The sequence below is a fragment of the Variovorax robiniae genome, assembly GCF_037889955.1.
Taxonomy (GTDB): Bacteria; Pseudomonadota; Gammaproteobacteria; order Burkholderiales; family Burkholderiaceae_C; genus Variovorax; species Variovorax robiniae.
In genome coordinates this window covers 540,940-556,748 of sequence record NZ_JBBKZS010000003.1, presented here as the reverse complement: position 1 = coordinate 556,748, position 15,809 = coordinate 540,940, and the positions used below count along the sequence as shown (strand labels likewise).

The window sequence follows — 15,809 nt, the reverse complement described above, 5'->3', positions numbered from 1 at the left end:
CCTTCGGACAAGTCACGCGATGCGCCGTTTGCTGATCCCCACGCGAGGCACCGTGCAGGCACTGGCCGGCCTGGCCGTGCTCGCCGCGGTGGCGTCGATGGCCGGCGCGCCGTCGGAGTGGGTGGGGCTGGCGAGTGGCGTGTTGCTGGCCGCTGGCATCGGCTATGCGGGTGTCGACCTGTGGCGGAGCTGGCGTGACTGGCGCGCGGCACCCTTGCGCGTCGAGCGGCAACTGCCCGGCGCGTTCTCGCTCGGCGTGCCGACCGTGCTGTCGCTGACGCTGGTCAACGAAGGCACCGTCGATTGGCAGGTGGCGGTGTTCGACGAGGTCGATCCGCACTTCAGCTTCGAAGGCCTGCCGCAAGACGTGGTGGTGCCGGCCAGTGCCAAGGTGGAGCTGCGCTACACGGCCACGGCCCTGACGCGCGGCGTCGCGCAATTCGGCGTCACGCAACTGCGCTGGCGCACGCGCGCCGGCTGCTTCGAAGTGCGCCAGCCGCTGGGCCAGCCGCAGCGCATCCGCGTGTATCCCAACTTCGCCGCGCTGGCGCGCTATGCATGGCTGTCGGGCGACAGGCGCCTCGCGCAGATCGGCATCAAGACTTTTCAGCAGCGCGGGCAGGGCACCGATTTCCGCCAGCTTGCCGACTACCGCACCGGCGACTCGCTGCGCCACATCGACTGGAAGGCCACGCTGCGGCACCAGCGCCCGATCGTGCGCGAGTTCCAGGACGACCGCGACCAGTGCGTCTACTTCCTGCTCGACTGCGGCCGCCGCATGCGCGCCGACGAAGGCATGCAAACTCAGCAACAACAACGCGGTGGCAGTCACTTCGACGAGGCGCTCAACGCCTTGATGTTGCTGAGCTATGTGGCGCTGAAGGAAGGCGACGAGGTCGGCGCGATGACCTTTGGCGGCTCGCCGGAACAGCGCCGCGACTTCGCGCCGCGCAAGGGCACCGCCACGCTCAACGCGCTCATGAACCGGCTGCACGACATCCAGCCCGGCGCCACGCATTCCGACTATCAAGTGGCCGCGCAGGAGCTGCTGCGCGTGCAGCGCCGCCGCGCGCTGGTGATTGTGCTGACCAACTTCCGTGACGAGGACGCTTCGGAGTTGCGCCCTGCCATCAAGCTGCTGCGTCGCAATCACCTGGTGCTGGTGGCGAGCCTGCGCGAGCGCGTGTTGGGCCGCATCGCCGGGCAGCCGATTGTGCGTGCGCGCGACGCGGTCGACGTGGCCGCCGCGCATCTGTTCGACCAGTCACGGCACGACGCGTTTGCGCGGGTGGTGGGGAACGATCCGCTGTCGATCGACGTGGAGCCGGCGCAGCTCGCGGTGGCCTTGGTCAATCGGTATCACGCGGTAAAGCGGGCAGGGTTGTTGTAGCAAGCCACCGATGACAAGAGAAGTCCTCTTATCAATTGCAGGCACTTGGCGAGAGTGGAATCGGGAAATGTAGGCGTCCCGTGCACCCGTCTTGACGCCGGCTGAGTCGATCAGCTTGAAGCGATGGTCGCTGCGTGGGCGAGGACACGCAGCGACCAGTTTCAGAGGCCGACATCACGTAGCGTCTACCTCACCTTCTGGAAGTCTCCCGGGACCCAAGCTTGGTCGAAGAAGGGCTTCTCTGGCCCGTACAGGCGGAGTAGCGTGAACCAGCCCTTGCCCGGCACGGTCTTCATCCAGTTCTTCTCCTTGCCTGCCGGTGCCGCCGGGCCGAAATACAAGGTGGTGGACCCGTCGGCGTTCTTCACCGGGTTGTCACGTGAATTGAGCGACGGGAAGGGCTGACCGTTGTCCAGGCCTGCTGCCGTCACCGGGTCGTACAGCGTGACCGACCAGAAGTTCTTGGCCGGGATGTTGGGCGGCAGGGTAAGCGTGTAGTTGCCATCGCCCACCAGGTAGTCGCCGTCCGCATCCTTCGCGCCCACAAGATATTTGGAGCCGACACCGGGGACACTCGTGCCCATGCCCGGACTCATCGCGTAGTAGTTGATGAACATGTGCAACTGCGGATCGATGTCGATGTAGTCCGCGCCGGGCACCATGTAGTTGAAGTCGTCGATGGGCTTGCCGAAGTTCTTGCCGCCGTCGCGGATATGGCCCCACCACTGGCGGTTGTTGTACCACTTGGCGCCTGGCATTTTGGGGAACTGTTCGGTCGCCACCACCTTGGCCATCTTCCACGCCGTGCGCGCAGCCAGGTCCAGCATTTCCTTCTGCCGCGGGGTGGGTGCGAAGTCCTGGCCTTTCACGATGCCGATGGACGCGGCCACGCCGCGCATGTACTCTGAACTGGGATAGTCGGTCACCTCGCTCTGGATGAATCGGTTGAGCATGTCGAAGTAAGAGCCGTCCGGCGGCGGCACCATGTTCACTGCTATGCCCGAGACGTCAGGGAATTGCATCGGCTTGGCGCTGGCCGACTTGCCAAGCGGATAAATCTTGATGCCTTCCATGTTCTTGACAGCCGGGCCGAGGTTGTCAGGCCGGTCGAAGAAGCCGCGCAGGAAGACGAATACGCCGTTCGTGCGGCTGTGATAGACGTAGTAGCCCTTCGGCACCTGCCCCTTGTAGCCCGGAGGAAGCACCAGGTACTTGCCGCCCTTGCCCTTGTCCGGACCCGGCTGACCCACGTCACCCAGGTACTTGCGGCCATCGACAGTCGGCCCCTCGATGGGACGCTGCCAGTAGTCGTCCAGGATGGCCTGCAAGTTTGGCGGTGCATCTATCACCATCGGGCCGTCCTTCGCCACATCGAGGAAGCCCACGCCGTAGATCACGTCCGAGTTTGGCGTGGTGATGAGGGTCTTGGCGTCCAGGCGCTTCTTCCAGATGCTCATCACGTTGTAGCCCTGGCCGTAGGCCTTGTCGGCGCCCTCCTTCATGGCATACATGTTCACGGCCGGAAGTGCCCAGTGGTAGACCATGACTGCGCGCTGGAAGTAGAGCTCGTCCAACAAGGAGTTGGTCGTCGCCGGAACGGGATAGTCGTTCTTGAATTCCGAATTGGCGAGCTGCTTGAAGCGGTCAGGAATCGGAGGATCCTGTGCAAACGAAGCGCTGCCGAAGCCCGCCAATGCAGCGCAGACTGATACGGCGCGTGCGACCTGGGTGACATTTCCGAACGTCATCGATTCACTCGCTTTCAAAAAATGAAAGGTGAGACGCCGCGCCATGCGCGACCAGTCGGGAAGAGTCTATGTGTGAAGTGTGCAAACGACAATTTCTCTGCGGTGAGGGACGGGACCCTCGCCGGAGGCCCATGCCAGTTCGTCGATGCGTCTGTTCAACTGCCTGGGCAGCCGGCTCAGGAGCGCCTGCCCGATTCCAGCAGCAGTTGATCAAACTTGCGTCCCGCGTGTGCAAGGCACCCTGCAGGCAGGCGTCCGGGTCGCGCGCCCGCTACGCTGTCGTACGCGCTGTATTCGTCGCGAACCAAGGTGCCACGCCAATGTCGCGCCTCATGGCCGGCGTCCGTCGTGCCGAGAAACGCGATGGGAGCATGTGCCCGCAAGGCCTCGCAAATCAAACACTGGCGCGTCGAGAACGGCGCGCAATCAGACGCAAGCTACTTCTTGCCTTTCTTTCCCGTCTTCCCCTTGGAAGCAGCCTCCGCCGCCTGCCCACCCGCCTTGCCCCCTTCCGCCTGGTACAGCGCAAAGTACTTGTCCGCGAGGTTACGCACCGCCCTCCCGATGTTGGCGTAGTCGTATTCATTGAGGTTGGCCAGTGACACCCGCCCCGAGGGGTGATTGCCGCCGAAGCCGCGCCCCGGCAGCAGCACCACGCTGCTCTCCTTCGCGATCTCGAACAAGGCTTCGTTCGGCTTCATGCGCTTGACGCCCCATGCGGCGAACTCGGCGCCATACATCTGCGTCGCGACCTCCTCCCAGTCGAGCAGGTGGTAGTAGCTCACCGAGTTCGGGTCGACCGGCATCGGCAGCGCCAGCGCGCGATACAGCGCCTCCTTGCGCCGATGCACGATGCGCTTCATCGCGGCCTTGTAGTTCTGCGGCTCGTCCATCAGCGAGAACAGCGAGAACATCACCATCTGCGCCTGCACCGGCGTCGACAGGCCCGCCGTGTGGTTGAGCGCCACGGTGCGGCTGTCGGCCACCAGCCGGTCGATGAACTTCAGCGCGCGCGGCGTGGTGGTGATGGACTCGTAGCGGTGGTCGAGTTCCTTGCGCAGCGGCTCGGGCAGCGCGGCGATCTTCTCGTCGAGCACATTCTTCTCGTGCGTGGCCACCACCCCCATGCGCCAGCCGGTCGCGCCGAAGTACTTGGAGTACGAATACACCAGGATGGTGTTGTAGGGGCAGATCGCAAAGAGCGAGACGAAGTTGTCGGCGAAGGTGCCGTACACGTCGTCGGTCAGGAGGATGAGGTCCGGCCGCTTCTTCACGATGCCGGCGATGTGCGCCAGCACCTCGTCGCTGAGCTTGACCGATGGCGGGTTGCTCGGATTGCACAGGAAGAAGGCCTTGATCTTCGGGTCGAGCAGCTTGTCCAGTTCCTTGGTGGTGAACTGCCAGTTGTTCTCGGGCGGCGCGTCGATGAACACCTCCTCCAGCATGTAGTCATTCAGGTGCGGGATCTCGATGTAGGGCGTGAAGATCGGCATGCCCAGCGCGATGGTGTCGCCTTTCTCGATGATGTGGTTCTCGCGCAGGCTGTTGAACAGGTAGGTCATGGCCGCCGTGCCGCCCTCGACTGCGTACATGTCGAAGTTGCCCTGGAACGGGTGCGAGCCGATCATCTCGTCGTGGATGTACTTGCCCACGATGATTTCCGACAGCCGCAGGAAGCGGTCCGGCACCGGATAGTTGCAGCCTAGGATGGCCTCGCACATCTCGTAGATGAAGTCGCCGGCCGACAGCCCCATCTGGTCGCGCACATAGGACACCGCCGCCGCGATGAAGCGTACGCCCTCCACGTTCTTGTTGCGGGCCACGTAGATCTCGAAGCGGTCCTCGATGCCTTCGCGCTGCGGGAAGCCGCCGACGTCCTCCATGTAGATGTAGGAGCGCTCGGCCTCGGTCATCGCGAACTGGCCGAACTGGAAGAAGCCGTAGCGCGGCGTGGTCGCCAGGAAATTCGGATTGCCCCGGCCGGCATTGAGCATCACGCGGTCGCTCTCGCTGGCCACCTGGATCAATGCGTCCTTCAGTTCGAACGGGCTCAGTGAACCGAGTTTCTCGATGTCCTTGAAATCCATGAAAGTCTCCTGCAGGGTTGATTGAAAAGCCCCGCGTCGCGAGGCGAGGGGGACGAAATGAAAGCGGTCAGGCCAAGGCCACGATGAGCGGGCCAAGCAAGGTGAGCAGCACGTTCGCCAGCGCATAGGTGATGGCGAACGGCACCGTGGGAATCGAGTTCTGCGCCTTGTCCAGCACTTCGCCGAAGGCGGGGTTGCCGCTGCGGGCACCCGCCAGCGCACCGGCGAAGATGGCCGTGTTGTCGTAGCGCAGCACGTAGCGGCCGATCAGCATCGTGAGGATCAGCGGCACGATGGTCACGACCACGCCCACGCCGAAGATCGTGATGCCATGCTCCTTGATGGTCGTCACGGCCTGCAGCCCGGATTGCAACCCCACCACCACCACGAACCCGGCCAGGCCCAGGTCCTTCATGATCTGCACCGCCCCGGCCGGGAACTCGCCGAAGGTCTGGCGCCGCGCGCGGTACCAGCCGAACAGCAGGCCCGACAGCAGCGCGCCACCGCCGCTGCCCAGCGTCAGCGGGATGTCACCCAGCTTGACGCTGAGCAGCCCGACCAGCAGGCCCGCGACCAGGCCGGCGCCGAGGTAGACGAAGTCGGTCTTGGTGCTGGGCACCAGCACCTGGCCGATCGCGCTGGCCATGCGCCGCACGTCCAGGTCCGCGCCGTACAGCGTGACCGTGTCGCCCAGTTGCACGACCAGGTCCGGCGTGATCGGCAGCGCCTGGCCCATGCGCCGGTATTCCACCAGGTAGACGCCGTGGCGTACGCCCAAGCCCATCGCGTCGCGGATCTGGCCGAAGGATTTCTTTTCGAAATCCTTGTTGGACACGACCACATCGCGCCGCTGCACGATGAGTTCCATGCCTTCGATGCCGTAGACCTCCTTGCCCAGGAGGCCGGCACTGCCGACGACGGCGTTGCGCCGCCCGACGACCAGCACGATGTCATCCGCCTCCAGCAGCATGTCGGGCGCGACCTCGAGCAGTTGCTGGCCACGCTTGACGCGCTCGATGGTGATCAAGGACCCGGGGGCCGCCTTCTCGACTTGCCCGATCGTGTGCTTGCTGCCCGTCGAGACCTTGTAGAGGCGCCCCACCAGGTCCGGCGCGGCATGCTGCTGGTCGGCGCCGAGCACCCGCACGCCGGCCTGCATGCTGGCCTCGGCCTTGATCGCATCGTCGCGAATGCTGGTGCCCATGAGCTTGGGCAGGATGTTGACGCAGACGATGATCGCGCCGAAGGTGCCGAACACGTAGGTCACCGCATAGCCGACGGCCACGTTGCCCTGCAGCCGCTTGGTCTCGTCGGCGGCCAGGCCCAGCTTGGCGATCGCATCGCCCGCGGTGCCGATGATGGCCGACTGCGTCAGGCCGCCTGCCGCCACGCCGGCGGCCAGGCCCTTGTCCAGCCCGCTCAGCTTGGCCATGACGATCACCGTGGCCAGCGCGGTCGCCGCCAGCACGACGGCCAGGATGATCTCCTTGACCGACTGCTTGCCCAGCGAGGTGAAGAACTGCGGGCCGCTCTCGAAGCCGACGGCGTAGATGAAGAGGGCGAACAGGATCGCCTTCACGCCCGAGTCGACTTCCACGCCGACCTGGCTCACCACCACCGCCACCAGCAGCGAGCCGGCCACTCCCCCCAGCTGGAATTTGCCGAACTTGATGCTGCCGAGCAGGTAGCCCAGCGACAGCGAGAGAAAGATCGCGATCTCCGGTGATCGCTTGAAGATGTCATGCAGCCATTCCATGGAGAGTCCTTTCCAGAAATCCTTCAGCGCCGCTTGCGCGGCCCGGCCCATTGAGCAAATGCGTGTCGCATCGGGGAAGCGGGCACGCGCGAGATGGCGATCCTTTTTTTCTGTCTCTCTTTTGGGGTCTTCAGGCCAACGCCACGATGACCGGCCCCAGCAATGTCAGGAACACATTCGCGAGCGCATAGGTGATGGCGAAGGGCGCCGTCGGCACGGCATTGCGAGCCTTCTCCTGCACCTCGCCAAAGGCCGGCCCGGCGCTGCGCGCACCCGCCAGCGCACCGGCGAAGTACGCGGTGTTGTCGTAGCGCAGGATGAAGCGGCCGACCGCCATCGTCACCAGCAGCGGCACCAGCGTGACCACCGCACCAATACAGAACAGCCCGATGCCGTGCGTCCGCACCGTCTGCACCGCCAGCAGTCCGGATTGCAACGCGAGGATCGCGATGAATCCGGCCAGGCCCAGCTCCTTCATGATCCGCAGGGCCCCCGGCGGCACCGCGCCGAAGGTCTGCCGCCGCGCCCGGTACCAGCCGGCCACCAGGCCCGCAAGCATCGCCCCGCCGGCGCTCCCCAGGCTCAGCGGAATGCCCGCGATCGTCACGCTCACCAGCCCCGCCAACAGCCCCGCGACCAGGCCGCCGCCCAGGTAGACAAAGTCGGTCTTGTCTCCGAGCTGCACCAGGTCGCCGACCACCCCGGCCGCGCGCTGCACATCGGCCTCGACGCCGTAGAGCGTGACCGTGTCGCCGGTCTCCAGGGCCAGCTCGGGGCTCATCGGCATCAGGCGGCCCATGCGGCTGATCTTCACCACGAACACGCCGTGCCGCACGCCGGCGGCGGTGGCGCGGCGGATCTCGCCGATCGTCTTGCGGTGGAACTCCGGGTTGGAGATGACGACGTCGCGCCGCTGCATCGTGAGCTCCATGCCGTCGACGGCATAGACCTCCTTGCCGATCAGCCCGGCGCAGCGGATCACCTCCGCGCGGCGGCCCACCACGAGCACGATGTCGTCCTGCGCCAGCACCAGTTGCTGCGCGACCTCGATGAACTGGTCCTTGCGCTTCACGCGTTCGATGGAGATGGTGGTGTCGCGCTCCGCATGCTCGATCTGCCCCACCGTGTGCCCGCCGCCGGCCGAGACCTGGAACAGCCGGCCGATGAGTTCGGTCACCACCGCCTCCTGTCCCGGCGCGCGCAACTGCACGCCGGGCTGCATCTCCTGCTCGGCGCGGATGGCGTCGTCGCGGATGCTTCGGCCCATCATCCAGGGCAGCACATAGACGCACAGGAGGATCGCGCCCAGCACGCCGAACATGTAGGTCACGGCATAGCCCGCCGCCATGCCGGCTTGCAACTGTTGCGCGGCAGCCGGCGCCAGGCCCAGCGCATCGATGGCCTGGCCCGCCGTGCCGAGCATCCCCGTCTCCGTGAGCGCACCCGCTGCCACGCCGGCCGCCATGCCCTTGTCGAGCGAGAACAGCTTGGCCATGACCAGCACAGTGGCCAGCCCCGAGACCGCCGCGACGATGGCCAGCGCCAGCTCCCGCAGCGTCTGCCGGCCGAGCGAGGCGAAGAACTGCGGCCCGCATTCGAAGCCCAGCGCATAGATGAACAGCGCGAACAGCACCACCTTGGCGCCCGAGTCGATCTCCACGCCGACCTGGCTCAGTGCCACGCCTGCGATCAGCGAGCCAGCCACGCCGCCCAACTGGAACTTGCCGAGCTTGACCTGGCCGATCCCGTACCCGATGGCCAGCGACAGGAACACCGCGATCTCCGGCGAGCGCTTGAAGATGTCGTGCAGCCAGTCCACGGTCGACTCCTCAATGCGCCCGCACCAGGCCGGCCAGCGCGACGATCAGCGGCCCCATCAGCGGCAGCACCACGTTGGAGATCGCATAGGTGATCGTGTAGCCCAGCAGCGGCGTGGTGTTGCCGGCCACGGCCTGGATCGCGCTCAGGGCGGGCGTGCTGCATTGCTGGCCGGCGATGGCGCCGAGCAGGACGGGCGCCTCGAACTTGAGCAGGTAGCGCCCGACGAACAGCGACACGGTGGCCGGAATCACGGCAATGGCCACGCCCATCAGCGGCAGCGAGATGCCGTACTTCATGATCAGTTCCATCGCGCTGGGCCCCGAGGCCAGGCCGACGCAGGCGATGAAGGTCGACAGCCCGAGGTCCTTCAGCAGGTTAAGCGCATCGTGCGGCACGCTGAGCCGGCTCGGATGCTTCGCCTGGTACCAGCCGAACACCAGCCCGCTCAGCAACGCGCCGCCGCCGGTGCCGAGCGAGAACGGAATGCCGCCGAGCTTCACGCTGTAGAGCCCGATCCACACACCCAGCACGATGCCCGCCGACGCCAGCGCGATGTTGCTGCGGGTGGACTTCATCACGCTCTCGCCGATGCGCGGCAGGGCCATCGCGATGTCCTCGGCGCGGCCGTACAGCTTGAGCCGGTCCCCACGCTCCAGCTTCAGTTCCGGCAGCAATGGCAGTCGCTGGCCGCCTCGCTCGATGTCGGCCACGAGCACGCCTTCCGGCAGCGGCGCGGGCACGCCAGGGGCAGACCCGAGGTGAAGGCCGCGCAGCGTCATCGTGCCGGCCGCGGGATGGTTGAAGACCACGTCGGCCGTATCCAGCACCACGTCGAACTCGCTGGCGTCCTCCATCTCATGGCCCAGGTCCGCGTTCGCATGCGCCCATTCGAGCACCGCCTTCCGATGGCCGACCACCAGCAAGTGATCGTCGGCCTCCAGCGGCGTGCCGGGCGAGAAGGCGATCGGCTGGCCGTGCCGCATCAGTCCCTGCACGCTGCCGTTGAAGCGCAGGTGGGCGGTGACGTTGCGCACCGGCAGGCCGGCGCCGGCCGTGATCGTGTAGACGCGGCCCACCATCTCGGGCACGGCGGGCGTCGCACTCTCGTCGTCGGCGCTGCCGCCCATCGCCTTCCAGAGCTTGTCGGCCTCCTCGCGCAGGTTGATGCGCAGGATCAGCGGGAACACCTGGCTGGTCACCACCACGATGGTGATGAGCCCGAAGATGTAGGTGATTGAATAGGCCGTGACCACATTGGCCTGCAGCTGCTTGATCTGGTCCGGCGGCAGGGCCAGCTTGGAGATGGCGTCGGTTGCCGTGCCGACCACGGCCGACTCGGTGGCGGCGCCGGCCATCAGGCCCGCCGCCGTGCCCTGGTCCAGCCCCATGAAGCGCGTGGCTGCCAGTACCAGCGCGAGCACCACCACCACCTCGATCAGGCACAGCAGCCCGATGCGCAGGCCCTTGGCATTGAGGTTGGCGAAGAACTGCGGCCCGCCCGCATAGCCCAGCGCGAAGATGAAGAGCATGAAGAACACGTTCTTCACGCTGGACGGCAAGGTCACGCCCAGTTGCCCGATGAACAGCGCCGCGATCAGCGTCCCGCAGATGCCGCCCAGCTGGATCGGGCCGAACTTGATCTGTCCGACGGCGTAGCCGATGGACAAGGCCAGAAACAATGCAATCTCGGGATGCGCGCGAAGCAGCTCACCGATCCAGCTCATTGGCATGTTCCCCAGGGGATCGAAGTCGAGACGACAACGCCGCCTCGACTTCAGAGCGCCGCGAGTTTAGGCACCTTTGGCGACAAAAGTGAATCATTGCGCAACGCTTGCCGCGCGCGCAATTGCCCCTGAGTGCTTGTCCGCGTGGCCTTCCGGGCGGTGGCCGACGCGTCAGGGTCTGGTCAGCGCACCAGCGTCGACTTGCCGAACAGGCTTTCGATGAGTTCCACCGCGACTTCGGCGGTGCGGTTGCGCACGTCGAGCGCGGGGTTGAGTTCCACCACGTCGAGCGAGCCGAGCCGGCCGGTGTCGGCGATCATTTCCATGCAGAGCTGCATCTCGCGGTAGGTCGGTCCGCCGCGCACGCCGGTGCCCACGCCGGGTGCGTAGTCGGGGTCGAGGCAGTCAAGGTCGAAACTCACGTGTAGGTGGGTTTCCTCATCGACGTCATGCAGTGCATCGGCCATGGTCAGGCGCATGCCGTTCTCGTCGACATGGCGCATGTCGAACACGCGCAGGCCCTGGTCGCGGATGGCCTCGCGCTCCTCGCTGTCGACGCTGCGGATGCCGATGAAGCGGATGCCGTCGGGCTCGATGGCGGCTTGCTCGCCGCTCCATCCGGTGAGCGCAGCCGGCCCATGGCCCAGCAGGCACGCGACCGGCATGCCGTGGATGTTGCCGCTGGGGCTGGTGGTGTTGGTGTTGACGTCGGTGTGCGCGTCGAGCCAGATCACGCGCAGCTTCTTCTTGCGCTGCCGCGCGTGCCAGGCCACCGCGCTGATCGAGCCGATGGCCAGGCAGTGGTCGCCGCCCATCAGCAGCGGCGTGTGTCCTGCCCCCAACGCGGCGTCGACCGACTCGTACACCGCGCGGTTCCAGGCCACCACTTCCGCCAGGTGCCGCAGCCCTTCCTGCGGCGCGGCCCACGGCGTGGCGGGGCCGTGCAGGTTGCCCGCGTCGCGCACTGTGAAGCCCATGCGCGCCAGCACGCCGGGCAGGTCCGCCACGCGCAAGGCGTCGGGGCCCATGCCGGCGCCGCGGACGCTGGCGCCGACGTCGGTGGGTGCGCCGATCAATTCGAGTGTGGTGGTGTTCGTCATGCGAGTTCCCGCGCTGGATCGGGTCCTATTAATACATGAATCGTGTGCGCCTCGACGGACCCGCAGGGCCCTGGACAAATTTCACGTCGGCTTGTAGGACAGCCCTCGCGACGTGCATTCCGCCACGCGCCGAGGCTTGTCCTACACGGCGATATTTTCCGGGCGTGCCATAACCCCCGGATGCCTCGATTTGACTGAAAACGTCATGGGGAGAACGACTACAACGACAAGGAGTTTGCTGTGTCCAGCATGGGTGATTTGGCGCTGACGGTAGAGGAACGCGCGCAGGGAGAGTTTTACTGGGTGGTGCTCGAAGCCATCACCGACGATTCACAGGACCGGATGGTGTACCGCCGGCTCCGTGCGGCGGAGCAGCCGCAAGACAGCTATTCGAGCGCGCTCGCGGTGGGCTCGTTGATGTTGCGGCGCCTCACGGGCCATTCGTAGCAATCGTCACAGGAAGGCCGGGCGCCAGGCGCCCGTGCCCTCCCACCGGCCCCTATTGCGCGGGCCGCACCATCTTGCATTCCGTGCCCTGCGCCAACTCGTTGCCGGTGTAGACCGCATCGGTGCGGAAGCCGTAGTTGGTGCCGTCCCAGCCGACCCGCACGGTCTTGCCGTCCACCGGCGCAATCGTGTTGACCACCTGCGGCAACAGCAGTTGATGGTCTTCACCGCGCATGCGCACCGGTCCGACCACGGATTCGAAGGTCATGTCTTCCATCGCCTTCGCGACCTTCATCGAGTCGGTGCTGCCGGCCTTGTTGACGCCGGCGGCCAGCAGGCGCAGCGTCATCTCGATGCGGGGTGCCAGGAAGTCCTGCTTCATCTTCGCCTTGTAGGCCTTGGCCAGTGCGTCGACCTTGGGCGTGTCGGCCTCGCCCGGATGCCATTCGGCGACCCAGGTCAGTTGCCCGATCTTCGCTTGCGACACCGCCAGCACCGTGCCGGGCACCGAGCCCGCGCTGTGGTTGAAGTAGCGCAGGTTGAGGCCCGCATCGCCCGCGGCCTTGAGCAGCAAGGTCATGTCCTGGCCCCAGTTGCCGCTAATGACCGAGTCGGCGCCCGCCGCCTTGATGTTGGTGACGTAGGGTGCGAAGTCCTTCACGCGGCCGATGGGGTGCAATTGCTCGCCGACGAACTGGATGTCGGGTCGCGCCGCACCCACCATCTGGCGGCCGTAGCTGGCCCACTGCTTGCCGTGTGCGTAATCCTGGTTCAGCAAGTAGATCTTCTTGATGTCCGGCGTCTTCTTGATGTAGTTGGCGATGGCCTTCATCTTCATCGCCGTGTTGGCCTCGGTCTGGAAGTGCCAGAAGCTGCAGTTCTTGCCGGTGAGGTCGGGGTCGATCGACGAATGATTCATCACGATCAATTCCTTGCCGGGGTTGCGCTCGTTCCAGCGATTGACCGACTGCACCAGCGCCGCCACCACCGACGAGCCTGAACCGCCTGTGACGATCACCTGCGCGCCCTGGTCGATGGCAGCCTGCAACGCACTCTGGCTCTCCTGCGCCGAGAGCTTGCTGTCGAACTGCAGCAACTGCATCTTCTGCCCGCCCGGCAAGGCGCCCTTGGCATTGAGGTCGTCCACCGCGAAGCGCAGGTGCGCCAGCATCAGTTCACCGACGTTGGCGAAGGCGCCGGAGAGCGGGTCGATGTAGGCGACCTTGTAAGTGGCTGGCTGCGCCTGGGCGGCGGTGGCGGCGATGAACAGGGCGGCTGCGGCGAGCGGCGCGCGCTTGAAGAAGGTCATGGTGTCTCCTTGGGTGTTGTGCGTGTTGGAATTCGAGATGCGGGCGTGCCGATGTGCTTCAGCTCTTGAGGCCAAGAACACGCAAGGCCAGCTTGTTCAGCGCGGCCACCACTTCGTCGGGCGACAGCCGGCCGTCAGGGCGATACCAGCTGTAGAGGAAGCCCGGCAGGCTGCAGGCGGCCAGGGCGGTGATGCGCGTGTCGTCGAAGTCGAGGTCGCCATCGCGCCGCGCCTGTTCCAGCAGCGGACACAACTGGTCGTAGAAGTGGTGTGCCAGCTTGGCCTGCGCGGCGCGGTATTCCGGGCGGTAGGCCTGCGGATCGCGGTACGGAAAGAAGGCCGCGGGATGATGCGCCACCGTCGCGCGGATCAGCCGTTCGATGCCTTCCAGCACCTTGTCGCGCGCGGGCCGCGTGTCGTCCGGCGCGAAGTCCATCGAGGTCAGGCACTCCACCGCGGGCGGCCAGGACAGCGCCTCGAAGATCTCCTGCTTGTCGCGGAAGTAGTAGTACACGAAGGGCTTGGTCACGCCCAGCGCGCGCACCAGTTGCGCCATCGTGGTGTTGGCATAGCCCTGCTTCGCGAAGAGCTGCGTCGCCACCTGCAGGATGCGCTCGCGCTGCATGTCGGTGGCGGCCGTGACGGCGCGCTGCCTGCCATTGCCGCGCGGCAGGCGCGCGTCGTTGGAAGCTCGCGCGGGTTTGTGCGGTGTCGCCGAAGTTATACCCATCGGTAGGATTGTTCGGGCACGATGCGGCTGAAGCGGCTATCGATAACCCTCAGAAAGAGACGCCATGGAGACAACAACAAAAGCCAACGCCCCCGTGCGTGCACAGCAGCCCCTGCACGAGTTCCTGCGCGCACATGCGCGGGAGCGCGGCGACCATCCCGCATGCATCTGGTACGGCAGCGCCATCAGCTTCGCCGAACTCGACCGCGCCAGCGATGCCTTCGCCGCACGCCTGCAAGCGCTGGGCGTGAAGAAGGGCGAGCCAGTGGTGCTCTTCCTCAACAACTGCCCGCAATACCTGGTCGCGCACTTCGGCATCCAGAAGATCGGCGCCATCGTCTGCCCGAGCGGTCCGCTCAACAAGGAACATGAACTGGCCTACCAGGTCGGTGACCTGAAGGCGCGCGTGATCGTGGCCGCGTCCTCGCTGCTGCCGGTGGTCGAGAAGGTGCGGCCGCAGAGCGCGCTGGAACATGTGTTCACGGTGCACTACGCCGACTGGCTGCCCGCCACGGCCACCATCGACCTGCCCGCGGAACTGGCCGCCGCACAAAAGGCGCCGCGCGAGGTGCCGACCGGCTGCGAGGATTTCTGGGCCGTGATGCACACCGACGCGAAGCCGCAGCCCGTGGCCTTCGACCTCGACGACGTGGCCTTGATGACCTACACCTCCGGCACCACCGGCCTGCCCAAGGGCGCGATGCTGAGCTACGGCAATGCGCTGTTCAAGACGGCGACGGCGGCCGATTGCAATGGCGTGAGCGCAGACGACGTGCTGCTGTCCATCGCGCCGCTGTATCACATTGCCGGCATGCTGATGGGCGTCAACATTCCGGTGCTCACCGGCGCCACCTCGGTGTTGCTGCATCGCTTCGACGCGCATGCGGTGCCGCAGGCGATCGACAAGTACAGGTGCACCTGGTGGTACAGCATCGCGCCGATGAACGTGGCCGTCATGCAGTTGCCCGACATCGCGTCCTTCGACCTGTCGAGCTTGCGCATGAACCCGGTGACCAGCTTCGGCATCACCTTCACGGAAGGCCTGGCCAACCAGTGGAAAGGCTTCGCGAAGAACGCGAGTTCCTTCGAAGCCGCCTATGGGCTCAGCGAAACCCACACCTGCGACACCTACACCCCGCACCATGCGCCGCGCTGGGGCACGCAGGGCATCCCGGCACCGGGCGTGACCATCCGCATCATCGACACCGACACCGGCGAAGACCGGCCCACGGGCGAGATCGGCGAGATCATCCTCACCAGCGCCGGCTCCTTCAAGGGCTACTGGAACAAGCCCGAGGCGACCGCCGCCACCTTGCGCAACGGCTGGGTGCACACCGGCGACATGGGCAAGATCGATGCGGAGGGCTACCTCACCTTCATCGGCCGCTTCAAGGAGATGATCAAGGTCTCCGGCTACAGCGTGTTCCCGGAGGAGGTGGAGACCATCCTCATCAAGCATCCCGCCGTGGCGCAGGCCGCGGTGATTGCGCAGCCCGATGCGGAGAAGGGCGAGGTCGTGAAGGCCTTCATCGTGAAGAAGGCCGGCGCGGATGTCGAGGCGGAGGCGCTGATCGCCTGGTCGCGCGACAACATGGCCAGCTACAAGGCGCCGCGCAGCGTGCGCTTCATCGACGCATTGCCGACCACCGGCGCGGGCAAGGTGCTGCGCCGTTTGCTCAAAGACCAATAGGGTTCCG

Annotated in this window: 12 protein-coding genes; 3 read left to right on the top strand and 9 right to left on the bottom strand. The window is 65.9% G+C overall.

The features are described from left to right. Window positions 1–19: 19 nt before the first annotated feature. Complete coding sequence (locus WKW79_RS10810; protein ID WP_340335133.1) at window positions 20–1,390, top strand: DUF58 domain-containing protein; 1,371 nt, start codon at window positions 20–22, stop codon at window positions 1,388–1,390. Window positions 1,391–1,575: 185 nt separating this feature from the next. Here WKW79_RS10810 and WKW79_RS10805 read toward each other — a convergent pair whose 3' ends face one another. The 7 genes from WKW79_RS10805 to rocF form a co-directional block, all read right to left on the bottom strand. Beyond that, the gene (locus WKW79_RS10805; RefSeq protein WP_340335132.1) at window positions 1,576–3,138 is read right to left on the bottom strand and encodes a DUF1254 domain-containing protein; all 1,563 of its coding nucleotides are present in this window, start codon (window positions 3,136–3,138) and stop codon (window positions 1,576–1,578) included. Between the two features lie 176 nt (window positions 3,139–3,314). Continuing rightward, the gene (locus WKW79_RS10800; RefSeq protein WP_340335191.1) at window positions 3,315–3,521 is read right to left on the bottom strand and encodes an IS66 family transposase; all 207 of its coding nucleotides are present in this window, start codon (window positions 3,519–3,521) and stop codon (window positions 3,315–3,317) included. A 54-nt stretch (window positions 3,522–3,575) separates the two neighbouring features. Next, window positions 3,576–5,225, bottom strand: a complete 1,650-nt coding sequence (locus WKW79_RS10795) for a bifunctional aspartate transaminase/aspartate 4-decarboxylase (RefSeq protein ID WP_340335131.1) — start codon at window positions 5,223–5,225, stop codon at window positions 3,576–3,578. A gap of 67 nt (window positions 5,226–5,292) precedes the next feature. Further along, on the bottom strand, window positions 5,293–6,981 hold the full coding sequence (aspT, locus tag WKW79_RS10790) for an aspartate-alanine antiporter (protein WP_340335130.1): 1,689 nt from the start codon (window positions 6,979–6,981) through the stop codon (window positions 5,293–5,295). A 130-nt stretch (window positions 6,982–7,111) separates the two neighbouring features. Further along, a complete protein-coding gene (aspT, locus tag WKW79_RS10785) occupies window positions 7,112–8,800 on the bottom strand; it encodes an aspartate-alanine antiporter (RefSeq protein WP_340335129.1) in 1,689 nt (562 codons plus the stop codon). Window positions 8,801–8,810: 10 nt separating this feature from the next. Beyond that, window positions 8,811–10,526, bottom strand: a complete 1,716-nt coding sequence (gene aspT / locus WKW79_RS10780) for an aspartate-alanine antiporter (RefSeq protein ID WP_340335128.1) — start codon at window positions 10,524–10,526, stop codon at window positions 8,811–8,813. 182 nt (window positions 10,527–10,708) lie between these two features. Then, on the bottom strand, window positions 10,709–11,626 hold the full coding sequence (gene rocF / locus WKW79_RS10775; protein ID WP_340335127.1) for an arginase: 918 nt from the start codon (window positions 11,624–11,626) through the stop codon (window positions 10,709–10,711). A gap of 249 nt (window positions 11,627–11,875) precedes the next feature. Between rocF and WKW79_RS10770 the strand changes: the two genes are divergently transcribed. Beyond that, the gene (locus tag WKW79_RS10770) at window positions 11,876–12,073 is read left to right on the top strand and encodes a hypothetical protein (protein ID WP_340335126.1); all 198 of its coding nucleotides are present in this window, start codon (window positions 11,876–11,878) and stop codon (window positions 12,071–12,073) included. A gap of 52 nt (window positions 12,074–12,125) precedes the next feature. Here the strand turns inward: WKW79_RS10770 and WKW79_RS10765 are convergent, their stop codons facing one another. Next, the gene (locus tag WKW79_RS10765) at window positions 12,126–13,382 is read right to left on the bottom strand and encodes a branched-chain amino acid ABC transporter substrate-binding protein (RefSeq protein WP_340335125.1); all 1,257 of its coding nucleotides are present in this window, start codon (window positions 13,380–13,382) and stop codon (window positions 12,126–12,128) included. Window positions 13,383–13,440: 58 nt separating this feature from the next. Continuing rightward, complete coding sequence (locus WKW79_RS10760; RefSeq protein WP_340335124.1) at window positions 13,441–14,112, bottom strand: TetR/AcrR family transcriptional regulator; 672 nt, start codon at window positions 14,110–14,112, stop codon at window positions 13,441–13,443. Window positions 14,113–14,176: 64 nt separating this feature from the next. Here WKW79_RS10760 and WKW79_RS10755 point away from each other — a divergent pair, with 64 nt between their 5' ends. After that, window positions 14,177–15,802, top strand: coding sequence for an AMP-binding protein (locus WKW79_RS10755; protein WP_340335123.1), 1,626 nt, complete (start codon window positions 14,177–14,179; stop codon window positions 15,800–15,802). Window positions 15,803–15,809 lie beyond the last annotated feature (7 nt).